Raw genomic sequence first — 18,449 nt, forward strand, 5'->3', positions numbered from 1 at the left:
GATGTTCAGCCGGGCCAGACCGCGGCACTGGAGAAGACGCGGTCATACATCTCGATACCGTTGCTGCGCGGCTCCGGTGCGCCGGTGTGCAACCTGTACGAAGCTCGACCGTCGGGCGTGAGCGTCGTACGCAGGAAGAGGTGCGACTCATCGTGCATCTCCGCGAGGCCCTCCGCGAGTTGGTACATGTGCGTGACATAGATGACCCGCATCCCGCGACGCGTCAGGGCCAGCACGACGTTGCGGGCGATCTCGGATCCTTCCTGTTCATACGTTGAGGCAAAGGACTCGTTGAACAGGACAAGAGACCCGGCCACCAGGTCAGGAATTAGGTCACTCATGCGGGTCAGCTCCTCGTCGAGCTTCCCGCTGGTGAGGGAGGCATCCTCTTCGCGCTTGAAGTGGGTGAGGAGTTGGGGGGCTGGCGAGACCTTCATCGTCCTGGCCGGCACCGGCAGGCCCGCCTGGGTCAGGAGGTGGGCGAGCCCGACACTGCGGAGAAACGTGGACTTGCCCCCGCTGTTGGCGCCGGTGATGAGGATGAGGGATCGCCCGTCGGCGTCGAGGTCATTCGTGACGGGTGCGTCCTGCCCACGCAGGGCCAGCCCGGCGTCGCAGAGGTCGGTGAACGCCAGTACGGGCGTGGCGCTGTCGGTGGGCTTCGGGAAGCATGTGGGAACGTGTCGGCGTTGGAAGGCGTGCAGCAGGTTCAACGCCCCGACGTAGAACGCGGTTTCATGGTGCAACAACAGCAGGTAACGCTGAACGTGTGTGGCTGAACGTTCGAGGGTGTCCGCGAGGTCGTTGAGGCTGAAGTCGCGCATGTGCCGCAAAGCGGTTGCACCAGCCTCATCACGTGGCTGGATCGTGACAACCCACGGGCTACGTTTCAACGTGCCGAAGAACTCGCGCAGTCGCCCCTGGCGCGCAGGGGGCTGGTCCACCCGGTAGTCGATGATCCCGTTGACGGGGCTGAGTCGCACAGTGGCCGGTATCCCGGTCCGGAACCGCATCGAGTCCAGGCTCAACGCGACCTGCTCCAGGTACTCGTCTGACAGGTCCGCACTGGTGGCCGCAAGAAAGGCGCTGACACCAGCGGATCCCACCAGTGCTGTGTTCGAGTCGGCGACCTTGCGCAACTCCCTGAGGAAGTCCAGCAACAGGGACAGCAGTTCGACGCTGCTGTGCAGCCGACTCTCGGGGCGATCCGTCAGCCCCCAGATGTGTTTACGCGCCTCACGCTCAGCGCCGAGGGAGCGCGTCGTGATGTCGTGCAGGGATCGGAGCAGGGCGGGGTGCTCCATGAAATCCCGCATCACGTCCTGGCGGAAGTGAATGTCGGATGCGCTGGTGAGGGGGTGGAGCAGAGTGGCCCGCATCACGTCACGGACCACCGGGTCCCCCTCCGCGCAGGCTGAGATGACGGGTTCCAGCCCCAGGTCGAGGACGAGATCCTCCGCGTGGGGAGCTGGTGATTGTTCGGCTCCCAGAGCGTGGAGCAGGTTGACTCTCATGACGGGATCCGTTCCAGGAGTTGGGGCAGGGTGAGGCCGTGTCTCGCAGCGAGCGCCAGGGCCCGGGCGGTGCCATTGGCGTGCTGGCGAGAGACTGTGAAGGTACGGCGGTTCAGATCCTCGTGTGAGGTCTGGCTGACGAGGCTGACGGTGGCCGGTCCCAGTCGCGACAGTTCGTCAACGAAGGTGACGTAGACCGCGAGCATGTCCGTGGCAATGATCTTCTCGAGGACCCGTTTGCCCAGTTCGCGGGCGTCCTGGAGGCTGGTCGAGGTGAATGCTTCGTTGAGCACCACAAGGCTGCGAGGGGTGGCGATCTCGAGCATCCTGCGCATCCGCACCAGCTCCTCCTCCAGCTTGCCGGTGGGGTCGCCGACACCCTCCACCCGTTCGAAATGAGTGAGAACCCGGTCCACCAACGGCAACTCCACGTCGCGGCCCGGAACAGGCAGCCCGATCGACGCGAGATGGTGCAATTGGCCGATCATGCGTGCATACGTCGTTTTGCCTCCCTGGTTGGGGCCAGTGACCACCAGCACCCGCTCAGCTCCGTCCAGCTGGGCGTCGTTGGTCACCACGTCTTCCCCCTTCGCGACCACCTGCAGGGCCAGTGCGAGGTCGAAGGAGTCGCGGGCTTCCAGTCGCTTGCCGTCGACGGTGATCCCGGGACGGCAGAAGGCAAGGCCGGCCTCCTCCAGGGGGGCGATCTCGCCGAGGTAGGCGAGGTAGAACCCGGCCTCCTGTGCGAACCTGACCAGCGTCTCGTCCCGGAAGTTCGCGTTCTGCCGACAGTGCTCAGCCAGCACGGTGAACGGCTTCGGCTCCATCCGCGCTGCCTGGGCCACGATCCCCGCCGTGACGTGGGTGATGCCGGGGTCCTTCTCCTGCTTACCCCCCTCCCCCCGAGGGACCGCATCGTCCTGGAACCGCTCGAAGAGCGCCGCCATCTGCTCGTTGTATGTCCCCTCCTGTTCCGCGGGCGTCACCACGATCAGTCCCATCTCCATCGAGATGCGGAATCTGACCCGGTCCAGCGCGTTGATCACTTCCCCGGTGGACCGGATCAGTTCCTCGAACTCTGGTGACGTGGCGTAGCTTTCCAGATAGGCATGCACCGCGGACATCCCGCGGGAGTGCAGGGTCACGGCGTCCAACCGGGCGCGGAGGTCCTGGACAAGATGGGTGTAGTCGGCCATCGCCTCGGCCAGCCGTCGCCGCTGTTGCCAGTGGTACTCGCTGGGTCCTGACGTGATGGCGGAGCGCACACGCTCATCGATGCGGCCCATTCCCTGCCGGAATGTGGCCACGGCACGGCGCACCGCCGGGTCCCGCAGGTCGCTGCACACCTCCTGCCGGTACTCGACCGTATCTGCGTCCCCCGGGGGACGTGTGAACAGTTCGACCATGAGACTGTCCTTCCCGGCGTCGCTGAGGGAGGACAGAACATGGTCGAGACGCAGGTCTGTGAGTGTGTCCGGGCTGACGGGTTCCGCGACCCGCACGGGGCCTGCGGAGAGGACACTGACGTCCGGCGTCTGCAGTGGGGTGGACGGTCCTGGGGTGATGGTGCGGGTCTCACGCGAAACGCTCATGGTCGTCCTCCATGATGGTGACGAGCAGGAGCCATTGGCCACTGTGGCGTTCAACGGCGAGCCCCACCGCCGCGTTCCTCCGATTCTACGTCGGATGACCGGAATCGGGACCGACCGGGAGTAGCGTGAAAGGCACTACGTCTTCATGGAGGTGTCCCGTGTCATTCACCATCACCCACCTGTCCGCCCTCGAGATTCTGGACTCCCGATCCCGACCCACTCTGCAGGTCACCCTCGGTCTGGCAGGGGGCGTCACAGTGAGTGCCGGGGTCCCGTCCGGAGCGTCAACGGGGACCCGCGAAGCGGTTGAACTCCGCGACGGCGACCCTGCGAGGTTCTCCGGGGGCGGGGTCGCAACCGCCGTCAACAACGTCAACACCGAGATCGCCGACCATCTCGTCGGACGCAACCTCACCACCCTGGCGGAGGCCGACGAGGCGATGCAGGGGCTGGATGGGACACCCAACAAGGCCCGACTCGGCGCGAACGCGATCGTCGGGGTGTCGATGGCGTTGGCCCGCGCCCTCGCTACGGCCGACGGTAAACCGCTGCACGCCTGGTTGCCGGGCTTCGGCCAGGCTCCGCGGCTCCCGGTCCCCTGCTTCAACGTTCTCAACGGCGGCGCCCACGCGCCGAACCCCCTCGATTTCCAGGAGTTCATGGTCTGTCCCCTGGGTGCACCGTCGATGGCTGAGGCTGTCCGCTCGGGCGCCGAGGTCTACGCGGCGCTGAAGAAGCGGCTCGCTGCCGGTGGACATTCCACCGGACTCGGCGACGAAGGTGGATTCGCTCCCAACCTGGCCGAGCCCGAAGAGGTTCTGGCCATGATCGTCGCGGCCATCACGGATGCCGGCTACACGCCCGGAACCACAGGGGTGGCGATCGCGCTCGACCCCGCCGCATCCGAGTTCCGCCAGGGCGACGGCAGCTACCGCGTGAATGGCCAGTCGCTGTCCAGCGACGACATGATCGAGCGGTACGCGGCCATGGTGGATGCCTACCCCATCTGGAGTATTGAGGACGGCCTTGGTGAGGACGACCACGACGGCTGGCAACGACTGACCACACGCCTCGGTGAACGCATCCAGCTCATGGGCGACGACAACTTCTGCACCAACCCGGCCATCATCTCCGAGGCCATCAGCGACGGTATCGCCAACTCCGCCCTCATCAAGCTCAACCAGATCGGCTCCGTCACCGAGACCCTGGAGGCCATGGCAATCTGTCATCGCGCCGGGTACACGCAAATGGTCTCCCACCGCTCCGGGGAAACACCAGACACCTTCATCGCCGATCTCGCCGTCGCCACCGGCTGCGGCCAGATCAAGACCGGCGCTCCGGCGCGCGGCGAGCGTGTCGCCAAGTACAACCGGCTCATCGAGATTGCTGCCTCCAACCCCGCCCTTCCTTTCGGTCGGGTCTGAGAGGTCTCCCTCGTCATGTAGGGGTGGTGGGGCGGTCACTCCAGGACAATGTCCACGGGGTCGAGGAGTTCTCCGACGAACTCACCGTCCACCTCATCGCTGAAACCCAGCAGACGCTGCTCTCCGTCGCCATCGGTGATGACCCTCGCGGCGTACAGCGAGTCGTGGTCAACGCGACGGGCCCTGTTGAGGTTCCACGGGCCGAGCAGCGTCTCCCCCGGAACCAGCCACACACCCCCGCCCTGCCCCGCGATGTGGAGGTCTGGGTGCAGTTCCCCCTCGGCGCAACTGAAAACCAGGTGAGGGACGCCGTCGAGTTCCACGTACTGCAGGACCTCCAGTTGCCCGAACTTTCCGGGACGAGACAGGGGCGGCCGAACCTCCCATGTGTCGAGGTCGGGACTCCAGGCGTAACCGACGACGCCCCGGGAGAAGGCGTCCCCCTCCCTGCTGCGCGCCGTGATCAGCATGTGCCAGCCATTGCCATCCGGGTCGGGGACCACCCAGGGGTCACGGAAGGCTTCGTCATGCCAGTTGGTCCCGTCGTACTTCTCGTACCATCGGGGGTCGGCCTCGAGCAACGGGTCGTCGCCGAAGCGTTCCCACTGGATGAGGTCGTCGGAGTCTGCCCGCCCGATGCGCTGGACGGTGGCGTCCTCGACGTTCGAGGTACCGGTGTAGAAGAGGTGGTACCGCCCCGACGGCCCTTCGACGACTGACCCCGTCCAGGTGGTCCTGTCGTCCCAGCCCGGCGTCCGTCGCGGAGCAAGGGCATCCGGCAGCACATCCCAGGTGCGGTAGTCGTCGCTGACGGCGTGACCCACCGAGGGGTTCATGTGCCGCAGGTGCGGATCTCCCAGCGATCGGTGGGCCTGGAGGTAGAACAGGTGGTGGCATCCCTGCTGGTCGTCGATGGACCACGAGTCCCACACCCACTTGTCCTCGAGTACGAGACCCATGGAGCACCTCCCGTTCGTCAAAGAAGGCGAGGATAGCCGACGTCGCGGGGCCGGCAGGACACAGCAGGATGGTCGGCCCCTTGTGGGAAGTCACCACCAGGGGCTCTGTAGGACCGTTGTCCATGGAATCGCTGGTGCACCAGCATCGCCTTTGTGAGCTCGATGCAGCAGAAGGGCGGGACGTGGGCAGAGTACGCGGTGGTGCGAGCCGACGCCTCGATCGTTGTCATTCCTGAGGGGCTCAGCTTCGAGCAGGCCGCCGCACTGCCCGTGGCCGGCAACACTGCCCTGAAGATCTTCCACGTCCTCACCAGCGTCCCGCACGGTGGATCCCTGTTCGTGGCGGCCACATCGTCGCGGCGGCCGGTACCCACCCCCGTCAGTGCAGGGAGTCATCGGCGGGGCCGCGGCGGTAGGCCGTGAATCTCACCCGCAGGTCGGGGCGGCTCGGGGCGGCGCAGAAGATGCCGGCCTCGACGACCAGGGTGGGGTCAAGGTGCGCCACCCGCACGAGTCGCCAGGGTTCGTCATCGACGCGTGCCCGGATGGTGACGGCGTCGCGGTCCCGGCTGGCACGGACGGTGACCTCGCGGCCCCGCCAGTGCGGGATCGGTGCCACCGACCAGTCCGAGGTGCCGTGGGTGACCACGGCACCCACTTGCAGCTCCCCGTCCGAGGCTTCGACACCGGCCTTGATCCACTCGTCGTCGGCGGCGCGCAGGAAGACTCCGGCCTGGTCGAACTGCGCGGAGAAGTCGAGGAGGAACGACACCTCGACGGCCTCCGGGTTGCCGAACGGTTCCAGGAGGGCGTGCTCCGAGTCGTGCACGAACCCGTAGGACGTGTGACGCCACGCGTCGCTGCCCTCCCTTGCCGTGACGACGACATGATCGCCATCGCTCCTGATGTCCTCGGGCGCATGGGTCCAGCGTCCGCCCGACACCAACGCAGGCAGCCCCGCTCCCAGTGACTCTTCGATATTCATGCAACCCATCCTCACTCATCGGCCAGTGCCATGGTGACGGGCCGTCACCGACGTCAGTGGGAGCTCCTGGCATCCACTTCGTAGGACGTGTTGATGGACTCGAAGAAGTTCACCAACTGGAGGGTGTCGTTGGCGGTCGCCATCCACTTTGCCGGGTTCGTGACGCCGTACTCGGGCTCGAACCCCAGTTCTTCCAACCGCCGGTCCGCCAGGTACTTCACGTACTGGTTGATGTAGTCGGCGTTCAACCCGAGAATCCCGTTCGGCAGCAGGTCCCGGTTGTAGGCCTCCTCCATCTCGACCGCATCCAGCACCATGGACCTGATCTCCTCCGCGAACTCGTCGGAGGCCACCTCGGGGTTCTCCTCCAACACCGTGAGGATGAGGTTGATGCCGAAGTTCAGGTGCAGGCTCTCGTCGCGCACGATCCAGTCGATGAGCGACGCGAAGTTGCGCAGCAGGTTCCGCTGCCTGAACGACAGGGCCACCATGAAACCGGAGTAGAACCAGATGCCCTCGAGGATCACGTTGTAGGCCACCAGGTTGCGGACGAAGTCGCGCTTGCCCTCCACGGTGTTGATGTCGAGGGTCTGTTCCGTCATCCTGCGGATGAACTTCACCTCGAACTCCTCCTTGGCAGCCATGGACGGCACGGTGATGTGCGACGCGTAGGCGGCCTTGCGGTCTATGGGGAAGGTCTCCAGCACGTACTCGAAGGCCATGCAGTGGTTGGCCTCCTCCCACATCTGCTTGGCAAGGTAGAGATGGCACTCGGCGGCGTTCACGTAGGGGTAGACACCAAAGGCCAGTGCCTTGTTGACCAGCAGTTCATTGGGATTGAAGTAGCTCATGAGGTGCGTGACGGCGTGTCGCTCCTCGTCGGTGAGCCGCGCGAAGTCGGCCAGGTCCTCACCGAGCTGCACCTCGTGTGGGAACCAGGTGTTGGCGACGGCCTGGTTGTAGAGATCGAGGGCCCACGGATAGGTGACGGGCTTCAGCAGGAGCCCTTCGGCGATGCCGGTCCCGAGGATTCTGGGGTTCGTCATGGTGGTGCCTTCTGGTTCTGTGGAGGTGGACGTGATCACTGGCAGGACTCGCACTGGAGGAGTTCCTGTGGGTCGGTGGGACAGGCCGCGCCGTCCGCGACGCCGACCTCAACCCCGACGGAAACGCTGGATTCCAGGAGCGGACGAACGACGACAGGGGTCACCGACGCCGGCGCACTACGGAGGGTGGCCCCACTGAACCCGAAGCCATGCCTGGCCGGGCGCGACGTCGTCGACTCTGCGTTCCCGGGACGGATCTTCTCCGCCTTGTTCACCCGCACGGTGGACTGCTCGGCGGTGTGGCGCGGCATCATGTGCAGGTAGTAGGTGGTCTTGACCCCCATCTCCCACGCTTTCAGGTACAGGGCGGCCATGCCCTGGACTGATCGATCGGCGAGGTAGATGTTCCGGCTGATCGCCTGATCTATCCACTTCTGGGCCCGGGCCGCCACGTTGATGAAGGCGTAGGGCGACAGCTGGAAGCTGGTGCGGTAGACATCCCTGAGATGGCCCGGGATCGCGTCGATGCATGACACGTCCCCCTGGGCGGCGAGCAGGTCTTCTTTCACCTCATCCCACAGGCCGAGCTTCTTCAGGTCGGCCACCAGATTCGGGTTCACCTCCAGAAACTTCCCCGCCGACGTGGCGCGGCTGAACAGTTGTGCGAACCGGGGATCCAGTCCGGGGGTTGTTCCCGCCACCAACCCGATGGACGCCGTGGGAGCGATTGCCAGCAGCGTCGCGTTCCGCACTCCCCCTGTGACCTTGGCCCGCAGGACGTCCCAGTCGAGGCGCATCGTGCGGGGCACCTCCACAGCCACGTCCCGGTCCCGGGCCAACGCGTCGAGGGTGTCGATGGGCACGAGTCCTTTCGACCATCCCGACCCCGCAAAGTTCGGGTAGGCACCGCGATCCCGGGCAAGGTCAGCCGAGGCGTCGATGGCGTGGTAGCTGATGAACTCCATCACCTCATCGATGAGGTCATACGCCGGCTCGCTGTCGTAGGCGTGGCCACAGCGCTCGACGATGTCGGTGAATCCCATCACCCCGAGACCGATGGCCCGGTTCGCCGTGTTGGAGGTCTGGGATTCAGGCACCGACGAGAGGGTGACGTCAATGAGGTTGTCGAGTTGACGCACGGCCGCCCGGGTGGAGTCCCGCAGACGCTCCCAGTCGATGACTGCGTCCGCGCCGGCGCCCTGCAGATGGCGGGACAGGTTGATGGAGGCGAGGTTGCAGACGGCCACGTTGTCGCGGTCCTGCGGCAAGCAGATCTCCGTGCACAGGTTGGAGAGGTGAATGGTCCCGGTGTTGTCGTTCAGTGCACGGGTGTTGATGGTGTCCTTCCACGTCAGCCACGGGTGCGACGTCGTCTGCAGTGAGACGAGGATGGAGCGGAACTGCTCACGGGCCCGCACCATGGTGTACCGGGGCATCTTCCCCGCTTCGGCCAGTGCGACGTACTCGGCGTAGCGGGCGGAGAAGGCTGAGCCGTAGAGCTCCACGAGGTCCGGGGTGTCCAGTGGGTCGAAGAGGTACCAGGGACTGTCGTCGCGCACCCTCTTCATGAACTCGTCGCTGATCCAGACGGCCGTGTTGGCGGTGCGGGTTCGACGGTAGGGGTCCCCGGAGTTCTGTCGCAGATCGAGGAACTGGGCGAAGTCGAGGTGCCAGTTCTCCATGTAGAAGCACAGGGCGCCAAACTTCTTGCCGCCGCGGGAGATGGCGCGAAGCGTGGAGTCAATGGTGTGCATGAAGGGGATGGGACCCGTCGAGGCCGTGTTGTTGGAGTGGATCGGTGAGCCTTCGCTGCGCAACTTGGTCATGCTCAGACCGATGCCTCCCGTGCCCTTCGTGAGCCACATCACGTCGCGCACACTCTTGGCGATGTGTTCGATGTCGTCCTCGGTCTGCATCACGAAACAGTTGGACAACTGCGGATGTGCGGTCCCTGCATTGACGAGGGTGGAGCCAGCCGCCAGGTATTCGAGCCGTGACATCCGGTGGTAGAAGTCGATGGCTGCGGTGGATGGATCGGCTTCGTTCAGGGACAACCCCATCGCCACGCGCATCCAGAAGAACTGGGGTACCTCGATGGGGTGCCGGGCACCGGCGGCGTTCGGTGCGGTGGTGAGCAGGTAGCGGGTGCGCATGGTGGCCACGCCGATGTAGTGGAGAAGGTCATCGCGGCGGGGATCGAGTGCTGCCGCGAGTTCGTCGAGCCGGAACGTGCCGGCCAGGCGGGCATCCAGGAGTCCGGCCGAGACGCCGGCATGGATGTAGCTGTCGAAACGGCTCCGGTGCAGCGCAACGATGGTGTCGGGGCTGCCGTCTCCGAAGAGGTCGTCGGTGGCGCCGAAGACCCGTTTGTAGAGACCCTTCACCGCCAACCGCGCCGCGATGGTGTCGAAGGCCGGATCCTCCTTGACGTTCTGGAGGGCAACCTGGATCACCGCCTCGTCGAGCTGCTCGGTGGTCATACGGTCGAAGAGAGTGATCTCCAGCTCCGACTGAATCTGCACGGCGCGGGCCATGCTGTCGTCGAGCCCGCGAGCCGCTGTCTCGATGGAGCGCGCGATTTCGTACCCGTCGTAGGGCACTGCTGTGCCGTCGCGCTTGATGACGTGAATGGTGGTCATGAATCCCCTCGGTGCTGACCTGTGAGTGTGCGCAGACACGCGGAGAGGATTCGTCGGACCCGTCAATGGGTCGTGGGACGCCAGCCCTCCCACGAGGCTGCGGAACCGACACCCCGCGGCGCGAGGCGGCAGTGGCAGGTCTTCGGACTCATGGGCGAGACCCGGTGAAAGTCACTGGATCGGACCTACTGGCCATCGCTTCCCGGGACCAGGTCCCAGTGCACTTGATGACGTTCGTTCCCACATACCGCTGCGGGGCAGCTCCGGATTCACACCGGATTCCCTCTTACGACGACCGTCAACCGACGGCCGAACCACTACGAGGATCACCATATAGGCGATTGTTCCGCGCCGCAAGCACCACATGTAGTGGTTCGACGAGAGCGAAAGGCCGTGACGGTCACACCGGCGCGAAGAACTCCAGGGCGTTGCCGTCGGGATCCTTGAAGCTGAGCGCGCTCCCGTACTCGGCGTCCTGGACGCCGCTGTGCACGACGCCGAGTGCGTCCAGGTGGTCCACCCACTGCGACAGCGCGTCGCGTGAGCCGCACGAGAACCCGAGGTGGTCCAGACCGGGGTTGGTGGGGTCGAAGGGGTGCCCGCTTCCAGGATGGTGCTGCGTCAGGCCAAGGTGGGAGCCGTCCGGGAGCGGAAGGACCCGTCGGGTGAACGGGCCGTCCGTCATCCCGCCGTCGGACTGGACACCCAGCACGCGCTCATAGAAGTCGAGGCTGACCTCCAGGTCGGTCACGCTCAGCGCTATGTGGTCAATCCCGGCGAAGCTGGGCATGAGGGCTCCTCAGATCACTATCGGGCACGGGGGTGGTGCACGAGCACACGAATTCTCGGGTTGGGCGCGAGTGTAGATCGCGCAGGAGGGCCGAACCCCCCCTTGTTCAGTCCGTGTCGTCGGCGATCCCGATGCTGCTGACACCCTCCAGTTCACTCACTTCGTGGATCAACTCGTCGATACCTGTCCGGCCCTGGAGTTGCACCAGCATCTCGACGCCCCGCCACTCGCCATGGTTGAAGGGTCGGCTCGAGAGGATCCTCGTCTGTACGTCGCGCGTGGTGGCCAGCATCAGGACCTCCCGCAGAATTCCACGCCCGTCCTCATAGGTCAGCTCCACGATCTCGCCGCCGCTGGTGCGCCGAAGAATGTTCAGCAGTGGCGTCATGAGAATGATGACGAAATGCAGCCCCAGGATCATGAGCGCCACACCGTACATGGCGGCGCCGCACGCCATGCCGATGGCTGCAGCCATCCACACGGAGGCCGCGGTGGTCAGGCCACGCACGGCGTCGCGCTGCACGAAGATGAGACCCGCGCCGAGGAACCCGACGCCTGACACGATCTGCGCGGCAATGCGCGACGCATCCCATTCCAGTACTGAGCCGACGCCGGCCGGGGAGCCGTACAGCGAGACCATCGTGAACAGGCAACTCCCCAGACCGACGAGGACGTGCGTTCGCACCCCCGCGCTCTTGCGTCGCAACTGTCGCTCGAGACCGATGAGCCCGCAGAACACAAACGCCAGCACGGCGCTCATCACTTCCATGGAGTTGGGCATGTTGAAGTCCGGCACGGTACCTCCTGGTGATGTGGGTGCTGCCTCGATGCTATGACGAAACCGGCGAGCCATCGTCACGGTGTCCTACGCGTGGTGTGAGGTCGCTGGTGAGCCGGACGCCTCCAACAGTGTCCGTGCGCCCGGTCCACTGACTCAGGGATACGAGTCGTCAACCTTCGGCTTCAGTTCAGTGGACAAAGAGGCCATCAAGCGGGACGCCAGTAGTGTCTGCGCTGGCGAGTGGGCGATTCTGGGCGTTTCTGTCCCGGATGGTCGCTGAAACTCCACACGTGAGGAGAAATCAGATGACTCGTGGCGAACTTGCCGACGGGGCGGCAAGCGGTCAGGTCTCAGCCGGCCTCCACCGCCAGTCCGGCGGCGATCACACCGTGTCAGTGCCAGCCGGAGTCGAGCTCAGGGTGGCTGCCCCACAACCGATGGCCCTGCTCCTGGACCAGTTCGACCGGACCCTGCTCGTGCCAACACTGGACCGTCTGGGCTGCACCCACTTCGACCGGCCCGAGGCCGAACTGCTCGGAGAAGCCCAACCACTGAACAACTTCGAACTGATCTTCATCGGCGCCGCCCGTGTCAGCGATGACGAAGGGATTCACACTCTTCGCGAGGTGCTGGCCCTGAACCCCAGCGCCACCATCATTCTCCTGTGTCGCAAGGAACTGATGACGCCACCCCTGCTGGTTGCCGCCATGCAGGCCGGGGTGAGTGACGTCGCCGACTGCCGCGATGCCATTGCGCTGAGCACGAGCATCGAGAGGGTCCTGCGGAAGGCCGACACCCGTGCCGAACGGGTGCTGGCCATCGGCGCCCACCCTGACGACGTCGAGATCGGTTGCGGTGGAACTCTTCTTGACCACAGGCGGCGTGGCGACCTGGTCTCCGTCCTCACCCTCAGCCGGGGCGCTGTCGGCGGTGACCAGTCCGAGCGGATCCTTGAGTCGACCGCGACGGCGGTCAGCATGGGGGCACAGCTGTTCCTTGCCGATCTGCCGGACACCTGCGTTGATCCAGGTGTCGAAACCATCCGGACCATCGAGGAGATCGTCAGGATGGTGGATCCGACGGTCATCTACGTGCACTCCAAGAACGACAACCACCAGGACCACCGGGCTGTACACATCGCTGCGATGAGCGCCACGCGCGGGGTCCCGCAGGTGTTCGCCTTTCAGTCCCCTTCGGCGACCAACGACTTCGCACCCACCAGATTTGTCGCCATCGACGAGGTGATCGTCCGCAAGGTGGAGGTCCTGGGCATTTTCGAGTCACAACGCCACCGGTCCTACCTCGAGCCGGAGATGGTCATCGCCTCGGCCCGCTACTGGGCCCGCAACCTCGCCCCCAGGGCCAGGTACGCGGAACCGTTCGAAATATTGCGCAGCATGACGCGTACCCCCACGCAGCCGCCCACCAGCTCCACCAGCTCACTGAAGCCCGCACCCGTGGTCAACATTCATCGTTTAGGGGTTGAGGCATGAACAGCCCGGCACATGGTCACACCATCCTGGTGACGGGGGCCGGCGGCGCTGCCGCCGTCACGCTGATCCGCGCACTGTGCGAGCAGCACACCATCATCGCGGCGGACATGGATCCCTTCGCCGTCGGCCTGTACCTCGTACCCGCCGGGCAGCGGGTGCTGCTCCCCCGGGGAGACGACCCCGGCTTTGTGACGGCGCTGCTGCGCGAGGCTCGCGAACGTGGAGTCGACCTGGTCATTCCGACGGTGGACGTGGAACTGCCCGGCGTGTCCGCGGCGGCCGACGACTTCGCGGAGACCGGCATCCGTCTGCTGGTGGAGAGCCCGGCAACACTGGACCAGTGCCTGGACAAGTGGGCACTCGTTCAGGCGTGCGCCCCGACGGTGCGCGTGCCGGTCACTGTGGTCCTGGACGAGGACGTCACCAGTGCAACGCTCGAGGCGTTGGGGACGCCCTTCATCATCAAGCCGCGTCGTGGCGCTGGCGGACGTGGATTCGCGGTGATCGACAACGAATCAATGCTCGAGGGACACCCCCGGGATGGCTCGCACATCCTTCAGGAGTTCCTGCCGGGCGAGGAGTTCTCCATCGATGTCCTGGCCCGGCCCGACGGTCACATCGTGGCCGCTGTCCCCCGGCTCCGGGACAAGGTTGATTCCGGCATAGCAGTGGCCGGACGTACCGTCCACGATGACGGTCTGATCGCGTTCGGCCGCTCAGTGGCCGAGGCAATCGGTGTGGTGGGCGTGGTCAATGTCCAGGTGCGACGTGCCAGGGACGGGAGCGCCGCGCTCCTCGAGGTCAATCCCCGATTCCCGGGCACCATGGCGCTGACCATGGCTTCAGGCATCAACATGCCGGAACTCGCCGTGGACGCCATCTTCGGAGATCCCCTTCCCGACTCTCTCGACTTCACCGAGATCGCTGTTGTCCGGCACTGGGACGAGGTGGTGGTGCCCATCGCCGAGTACGCGCTCGGGTCACACGCATCACGGAGCCCAGATGCATGAGCCCGGCGCCTTCCACCATGACGTCGCAGCCGCGATCGACACTCGGGTCGACTCCCACACCCATTCCGACTGGACTGACGGCGCGGACAGCATCGACGACATGGCCGATGCCGCCGTCGCGGCTGGCCTGAGGACCTGGGGGCTCAGCGACCACGTCCGCCACGACACCACGTGGCTGCCGGAGTACGTCACAGCAGTGCGGGCACTGCGGCGCGACGATCTCCTCATCCGGTGCGGGGTGGAGACAAAGATCATGAACGTCTCGGGACAGTTGGACCTTCCCCCCTCGTTGCCCGCCCTGGACTATCTCCTCATCGCGGACCATCAATTCCCGGGAGTCGACGGACCCGAGCACCCGTCGTCGGTCCGCGACCGACTCGCAGCCGGTCAGGTCACACCCTCGGCTGTGGTGGAGCAGCTCGTCGAGGCAACGGCCGCGGCACTGAGGTCCAGTCCCCTGCCACCCACGGTGGCCCACCCGTTCAGCCTGCTGCCCAAGTGCGGTCTCGACGAGCAACTCGTCACCGACGAGCTCCTGGACGTCCTCGCCACTGCATGCAGGGCCGTCGACGGCGCCGTGGAAGTCAACGAGAAGTGGCGGTGCCCCTCAGCACGGGTCCTCAGCGGCCTCATGCGGCGCGGCGTGACTCTGGTCGCAGGAAGTGACGCGCACCGCACAGCCGACGTCGGCCGATACACCCACCTGCACGAAGTCCTGGCCTCATTGTGATGCGGGGGCGATGACCATCACCGCACCGAGCACATTCTTCGGTTGGCTGCTCAGCGCGCTCATCCTCATCGGAGCGCTTCCCATGCTGTGCTCCGTGTTCCAGTTTTTCCTGGTGGGGCTCCACAGGTGGTTCTCGCACTACGACCGGGCTGATCCGGCCCACATGCCCCGCGTCGCAGTCCTCGTGCCTGCCTGGAACGAGGCACTCGTCCTCGACTTCTCTGTGGAGCGCATGATGGCGCTGGACTACCCGCAGGACAGGCTGCGGCTTGTCATCGTCGACGACGCCAGCACCGACGACACCCCCGACCTGCTCAGGGAGAAGCAGGAGCGGTACCCGGGTCGGATCGTCGTGCTGCGAAGGCAGCAGGGGGGCCAGGGCAAGTCGCACACCCTGAACCACGGGCTGGACGTCATCCTGGATGACGACTGGGCTGAGGCTGTACTCATCACCGACGCCGACGTCGTTTTTGCCCCGGATGCCATCGCAAAGCTGGCACGCCATCTCGCTGACCCCGAGGTGGGTGCCGTCATGGGTTTCATCCGCGAGGCAAGTGCTCCCCCCCACTGGTTGAGTCGCTACATCGGCTATGAGTATGCGACGGCACAGCTCGCGGCGCGTCGGGCGCAGAACGTCATCGGAGCACAGGCCTGCCTCGCCGGAGGCGCGCAACTTCTCAGCCGCGACAACCTCGAGGCACAAGGTGGGCGGATCGACACCACGACCCTCGCGGAGGACACTGTCACCACGTTCCTGACCCAGCTCGGCGGGCGGAAGGTGATCTTCGACCCCAACGCCCAGTGCTTCGCCGAGGAACCCGCCAGTGTCACGGGGTTGTGGAAGCAGAGGCTGCGGTGGTCGCGCGGGAACCTTCAGGTGTCGCGGCGTTTCCACTCCGTCTTCTTCCGGCGCAGCACAGTCCACCACCTCGGCAACGCCTGGCTCGGGCTCCAGTGGTACTCGACGTTGTTGCTGCCGGCGTTCATGGTGCTGGTGTCGGTGGCACTGGTGGTGATGTGGCTCTTCGATGCGGGCGACGCCAACCTCCTCTTCCGGATCTTCTGGAGCATCAGCGCCTTCGCGTTCGTCTTCACCACCACCTTCACCCTCACGCTCGACCGCAGGGTCGCGGCCCGCAGTTGGCGTCAGGCCTTCGTCTTTCCGGGGCTGGTCAATCTCAGCCTCATGGCCTACGTCATCGCGCCCGGCCCCATGCATGACCTGATCAGGGCGAGCTGCGAGGTCATTGGCCTCGGCTGGACGGAAGAGACCCGCAGCCTCCTGGCGCTGTTCGCCTATGCCTGGACCTCCTTGTGCATGCTCTTCGCCTGGCTCATCTTCCGGTTGGACCGCCTCACATGGATGCGTCCGGTCCTGTCGGTGTTCATGCTCGTGGTCGGCTTCGGGCCATTTCTCTGTTCCATCACGTTCGCGGCCTATGTCGCCCAACTCCGGGGAGCTGCCACCACCTGGGACAAGACGGAAAAGACCGGGAAGGTCGGTATCTCGTGAGCGCGACACCTGAGCGGGTCGACGAAGCAACGGTGGCCCTGAGTGAGGACGTGTCGTTCGAGCGGGGGCTGCTGTGGAAGGGATTGTTCTCCCTGGTGGTCGTCCTCGCGCTGGCCTACGCACGGATGCGGTGGTGGCTGTGATGCGGCGCCCGGCGTGGAAGGTCGCGCGCGCGGCAAGCTCCTCGAGCGCGATGGTGCTCACCGTGGCCACGTTCGCCCTCGCCGGCGTCCTTGGCAGCCTGATGATCCCCTCCGCAGCCGCGTCAGGCGAACCGGTCTGCGATTCGGCCGCTTCGGTGGAGTGGCAGTGGATCTGTTCACAGCTCGGCACCGGAACTCCTGTGTCCACGACGTCCACGATCGCCCCCGACTCCGACTACCCGCCGGAATGGACCGGACCCGTCTCCGGCACCTTCACCCTGCGTGATGTGGCCGCACCCGCCACCATCGCCGGATCCCCCGTCGTCATCGACACCCCTGTTTCCCTTGCCGACGCCTACCGGGGGCTCGTGGCGGGCCACGTGGAACTTCCGCAGGAGCCGGGACGCTGGATCATCAACGTGCTGCGAACCACTGACGCTGGTACTGCGCAAGCGCAACTCCAGACCATGGTCAACGCTGACGGCACCTTCACACTCGATCTCGGCACGGCGCGGGCACAGGAGCCCGGGAGCTGGGGTTTCCAGGTGCTCGACAGCCTTCATGGCTACGTACAGGAAGGCGCGACATGGCCGCAGCCAGCCGTTCTGGACGGCCTCGAGGTGCGCGCAATCGTCGTCACCGACACCGCCTACGTCATCGACACAGTGGAAGTCCACGCGGACAACACCTTCGCGTTCCCCTCGAGCCGGCCGGGCACCAAAGTGTTCCAGTTGATCGACACCACCTCCGGCTCGGTGCTGGCTGAGCATGCGCCAACCACAGGCCTGGTGCGGTCCTACGATGCCGCCGTTGGGACTCCCGCGCACGGACGCACGTTCACCTACGACCAGGCGCTCTCGGTCATCACGGCGGAATCGGTGGGCGACGACGCCCTCGCCCAGCAACTCGCCCGGGGGCTCATGCGCCTCCAGAGCGTTGGCGGCCGCAATGACGGCGCCTTCGTCACCTCGGCAGCCGCCCTGAACCCCGAGGCAGCTCAACGTGAGTACCGCACCGGCAACCACAGCATCGCCACCTACGCGCTGCTGCGCAGGCTTGGGGACCTGTCGCCCTCTGACCCCGACCGCCCTGCGCTCGTGTCCTCCACCACCCGCGGCGTCGAGTGGCTGCTCGCGCAACAGCAGTCGGGTGGGATCATGGACGGCCTCGTCACGGGGGGCAGCGGGAGTCTTCGTCCCGATGGCTCCTTCGATCCCTCGACGTCGATTCCCTGGGCCTCCACCGAGCACAATCTGGACGCCTGGCACACACTACGGCTTGCCGCAGAGGTTCTCGATGATCACGCTGCAGACCGAGGTGCTGCACGCCTCGAAACCGCGATCCTCACCCGCCTCTGGAACCCGGTGACGGGTCGCTTCCATCAGGGCTGGCAACCTGAAGGCGCCGACCCCACCCCGATGTTGGATCTCAACAGCTGGGGGGCGATCTTCCTCCAGAAGGTCGGTCGGGCGGATCTGGCGGCAGGTTCCCTGAGCCACGCGCAGGACTTTTTCGTCACGGACTCGGCAGTGTCGGGTTACGCCCCCCGCCTGCCGACGGTCTCTACTGCCGGAGTATGGTTCGAGGGCTCGGCCGGTGTAGCCCTGGCGCAGGGACGTCTGGGTCAGGGATCGGCCGCGGCCGTGACCATGGGGCGTTTGGAAGCGGGACGGCTGGCAAGTGGCGCATGGCCTGAGGCCACGCGGGTGGACGCTTCGATGGACATGACGAACGACCCGGCAATCGCCGCCACCGCCTGGGTCTTGTTGGCCCGAGCGTCACTCTCGGGGCACCCCACGATTTGGGACGATTGATCACATGAAGGAGCAC

General features: G+C 65.6%; 16 protein-coding genes and 2 riboswitches. Of the genes, 8 read left to right on the top strand and 8 right to left on the bottom strand.

Going from position 1 to position 18,449, the window contains the following annotated elements:
• Positions 1 to 5: 5 nt before the first annotated feature.
• Positions 6 to 1,514 carry a MutS-related protein gene (locus tag EAX62_RS10975; RefSeq protein WP_121901675.1) on the bottom strand — a complete coding sequence of 503 codons (1,509 nt, stop codon included), beginning with the start codon at positions 1,512 to 1,514 and terminating at the stop codon, positions 6 to 8.
• Complete coding sequence (locus tag EAX62_RS10980) at positions 1,511 to 3,106, bottom strand: MutS-related protein (protein ID WP_121901676.1); 1,596 nt, start codon at positions 3,104 to 3,106, stop codon at positions 1,511 to 1,513. The genes EAX62_RS10975 and EAX62_RS10980 overlap by 4 nt, the downstream gene beginning before the upstream one ends.
• An 18-nt stretch (positions 3,107 to 3,124) precedes the next feature.
• Positions 3,125 to 3,186: riboswitch (Fluoride riboswitch) on the bottom strand.
• Positions 3,187 to 3,264: 78 nt separating this feature from the next.
• On the opposite strand from EAX62_RS10980, the gene eno reads away from it, so the two are divergent.
• Positions 3,265 to 4,530, top strand: a complete 1,266-nt coding sequence (eno, locus tag EAX62_RS10985) for a phosphopyruvate hydratase (RefSeq protein WP_121901677.1) — start codon at positions 3,265 to 3,267, stop codon at positions 4,528 to 4,530.
• A 35-nt stretch (positions 4,531 to 4,565) separates the two neighbouring features.
• Here eno and EAX62_RS10990 read toward each other — a convergent pair whose 3' ends face one another.
• Positions 4,566 to 5,489: a glycoside hydrolase family protein gene (locus EAX62_RS10990; protein WP_121901678.1), complete on the bottom strand. Its 924-nt coding sequence runs from the start codon at positions 5,487 to 5,489 to the stop codon at positions 4,566 to 4,568.
• 153 nt (positions 5,490 to 5,642) lie between these two features.
• Between EAX62_RS10990 and EAX62_RS10995 the strand changes: the two genes are divergently transcribed.
• Positions 5,643 to 5,912 (top strand): hypothetical protein, encoded by a 270-nt coding sequence (locus tag EAX62_RS10995; protein WP_147454087.1) that lies wholly within the window; start codon positions 5,643 to 5,645, stop codon positions 5,910 to 5,912.
• On the opposite strand, the gene EAX62_RS11000 is transcribed toward EAX62_RS10995, so the two are convergent.
• From EAX62_RS11000 to EAX62_RS11020, 5 genes are all read right to left on the bottom strand, one after another.
• On the bottom strand, positions 5,869 to 6,474 hold the full coding sequence (locus EAX62_RS11000; protein WP_121901680.1) for a DUF1349 domain-containing protein: 606 nt from the start codon (positions 6,472 to 6,474) through the stop codon (positions 5,869 to 5,871). The two genes, EAX62_RS10995 and EAX62_RS11000, sit on opposite strands and share 44 nt — an antisense overlap.
• A gap of 53 nt (positions 6,475 to 6,527) precedes the next feature.
• Positions 6,528 to 7,520: a ribonucleotide-diphosphate reductase subunit beta gene (locus EAX62_RS11005; protein WP_121901823.1), complete on the bottom strand. Its 993-nt coding sequence runs from the start codon at positions 7,518 to 7,520 to the stop codon at positions 6,528 to 6,530.
• 35 nt (positions 7,521 to 7,555) lie between these two features.
• Entirely contained in the window at positions 7,556 to 10,159 is a 2,604-nt protein-coding gene (locus EAX62_RS11010; protein ID WP_121901681.1) for a ribonucleoside-diphosphate reductase subunit alpha, read from the bottom strand.
• Positions 10,160 to 10,275: 116 nt separating this feature from the next.
• Positions 10,276 to 10,493, bottom strand: a riboswitch (cobalamin riboswitch).
• Positions 10,494 to 10,559: 66 nt separating this feature from the next.
• Positions 10,560 to 10,949 (bottom strand): VOC family protein, encoded by a 390-nt coding sequence (locus EAX62_RS11015; RefSeq protein ID WP_121901682.1) that lies wholly within the window; start codon positions 10,947 to 10,949, stop codon positions 10,560 to 10,562.
• Positions 10,950 to 11,055: 106 nt separating this feature from the next.
• Positions 11,056 to 11,745 (bottom strand): MgtC/SapB family protein, encoded by a 690-nt coding sequence (locus EAX62_RS11020; RefSeq protein WP_158600645.1) that lies wholly within the window; start codon positions 11,743 to 11,745, stop codon positions 11,056 to 11,058.
• Positions 11,746 to 12,035: 290 nt separating this feature from the next.
• Between EAX62_RS11020 and EAX62_RS11025 the strand changes: the two genes are divergently transcribed.
• The 6 genes from EAX62_RS11025 to EAX62_RS11045 are packed head-to-tail and all read left to right on the top strand — an operon-like array spanning position 12,036 to position 18,433.
• Positions 12,036 to 13,223 carry a PIG-L deacetylase family protein gene (locus tag EAX62_RS11025; protein WP_158600646.1) on the top strand — a complete coding sequence of 396 codons (1,188 nt, stop codon included), beginning with the start codon at positions 12,036 to 12,038 and terminating at the stop codon, positions 13,221 to 13,223.
• The gene (locus EAX62_RS11030) at positions 13,220 to 14,233 is read left to right on the top strand and encodes an ATP-grasp domain-containing protein (RefSeq protein ID WP_121901685.1); all 1,014 of its coding nucleotides are present in this window, start codon (positions 13,220 to 13,222) and stop codon (positions 14,231 to 14,233) included. Before EAX62_RS11025 ends, EAX62_RS11030 begins: the two co-directional genes overlap by 4 nt.
• Positions 14,226 to 14,963, top strand: a complete 738-nt coding sequence (locus EAX62_RS11035) for a PHP domain-containing protein (protein WP_121901686.1) — start codon at positions 14,226 to 14,228, stop codon at positions 14,961 to 14,963. The genes EAX62_RS11030 and EAX62_RS11035 overlap by 8 nt, the downstream gene beginning before the upstream one ends.
• 10 nt (positions 14,964 to 14,973) lie before the next feature.
• Positions 14,974 to 16,476, top strand: a complete 1,503-nt coding sequence (locus EAX62_RS11040) for a glycosyltransferase (protein WP_121901687.1) — start codon at positions 14,974 to 14,976, stop codon at positions 16,474 to 16,476.
• Positions 16,473 to 16,619 carry a hypothetical protein gene (locus tag EAX62_RS16735; protein WP_158600647.1) on the top strand — a complete coding sequence of 49 codons (147 nt, stop codon included), beginning with the start codon at positions 16,473 to 16,475 and terminating at the stop codon, positions 16,617 to 16,619. The genes EAX62_RS11040 and EAX62_RS16735 overlap by 4 nt, the downstream gene beginning before the upstream one ends.
• The gene (locus tag EAX62_RS11045; protein ID WP_147454088.1) at positions 16,619 to 18,433 is read left to right on the top strand and encodes a hypothetical protein; all 1,815 of its coding nucleotides are present in this window, start codon (positions 16,619 to 16,621) and stop codon (positions 18,431 to 18,433) included. The genes EAX62_RS16735 and EAX62_RS11045 overlap by 1 nt, the downstream gene beginning before the upstream one ends.
• The last annotated feature ends 16 nt before the right edge of the window (positions 18,434 to 18,449 follow it).

It is taken from the genome of Tessaracoccus antarcticus (assembly GCF_003688855.1).
Taxonomy (GTDB): Bacteria; Actinomycetota; Actinomycetes; order Propionibacteriales; family Propionibacteriaceae; genus Arachnia; species Arachnia antarctica.

What these genes read in the sequence shown, in the direction of transcription:
- EAX62_RS10975 (WP_121901675.1), bottom strand. Translation starts at nt 1,514, where the DNA reads ATGAGAGTCAACCTGCTCCACGCTCTGGGAGCCGAACAATCACCAGCT.
- EAX62_RS10980 (WP_121901676.1), bottom strand. Translation starts at nt 3,106, where the DNA reads ATGAGCGTTTCGCGTGAGACCCGCACCATCACCCCAGGACCGTCCACC.
- EAX62_RS10990 (WP_121901678.1), bottom strand. Translation starts at nt 5,489, where the DNA reads ATGGGTCTCGTACTCGAGGACAAGTGGGTGTGGGACTCGTGGTCCATC.
- EAX62_RS11000 (WP_121901680.1), bottom strand. Translation starts at nt 6,474, where the DNA reads ATGAATATCGAAGAGTCACTGGGAGCGGGGCTGCCTGCGTTGGTGTCG.
- EAX62_RS11005 (WP_121901823.1), bottom strand. Translation starts at nt 7,520, where the DNA reads ATGACGAACCCCAGAATCCTCGGGACCGGCATCGCCGAAGGGCTCCTG.
- EAX62_RS11010 (WP_121901681.1), bottom strand. Translation starts at nt 10,159, where the DNA reads ATGACCACCATTCACGTCATCAAGCGCGACGGCACAGCAGTGCCCTAC.
- EAX62_RS11015 (WP_121901682.1), bottom strand. Translation starts at nt 10,949, where the DNA reads ATGCCCAGCTTCGCCGGGATTGACCACATAGCGCTGAGCGTGACCGAC.
- EAX62_RS11025 (WP_158600646.1), top strand. Translation starts at nt 12,036, where the DNA reads ATGACTCGTGGCGAACTTGCCGACGGGGCGGCAAGCGGTCAGGTCTCA.
- EAX62_RS11030 (WP_121901685.1), top strand. Translation starts at nt 13,220, where the DNA reads ATGAACAGCCCGGCACATGGTCACACCATCCTGGTGACGGGGGCCGGC.
- EAX62_RS11035 (WP_121901686.1), top strand. Translation starts at nt 14,226, where the DNA reads ATGCATGAGCCCGGCGCCTTCCACCATGACGTCGCAGCCGCGATCGAC.
- EAX62_RS11040 (WP_121901687.1), top strand. Translation starts at nt 14,974, where the DNA reads ATGACCATCACCGCACCGAGCACATTCTTCGGTTGGCTGCTCAGCGCG.
- EAX62_RS11045 (WP_147454088.1), top strand. Translation starts at nt 16,619, where the DNA reads ATGCGGCGCCCGGCGTGGAAGGTCGCGCGCGCGGCAAGCTCCTCGAGC.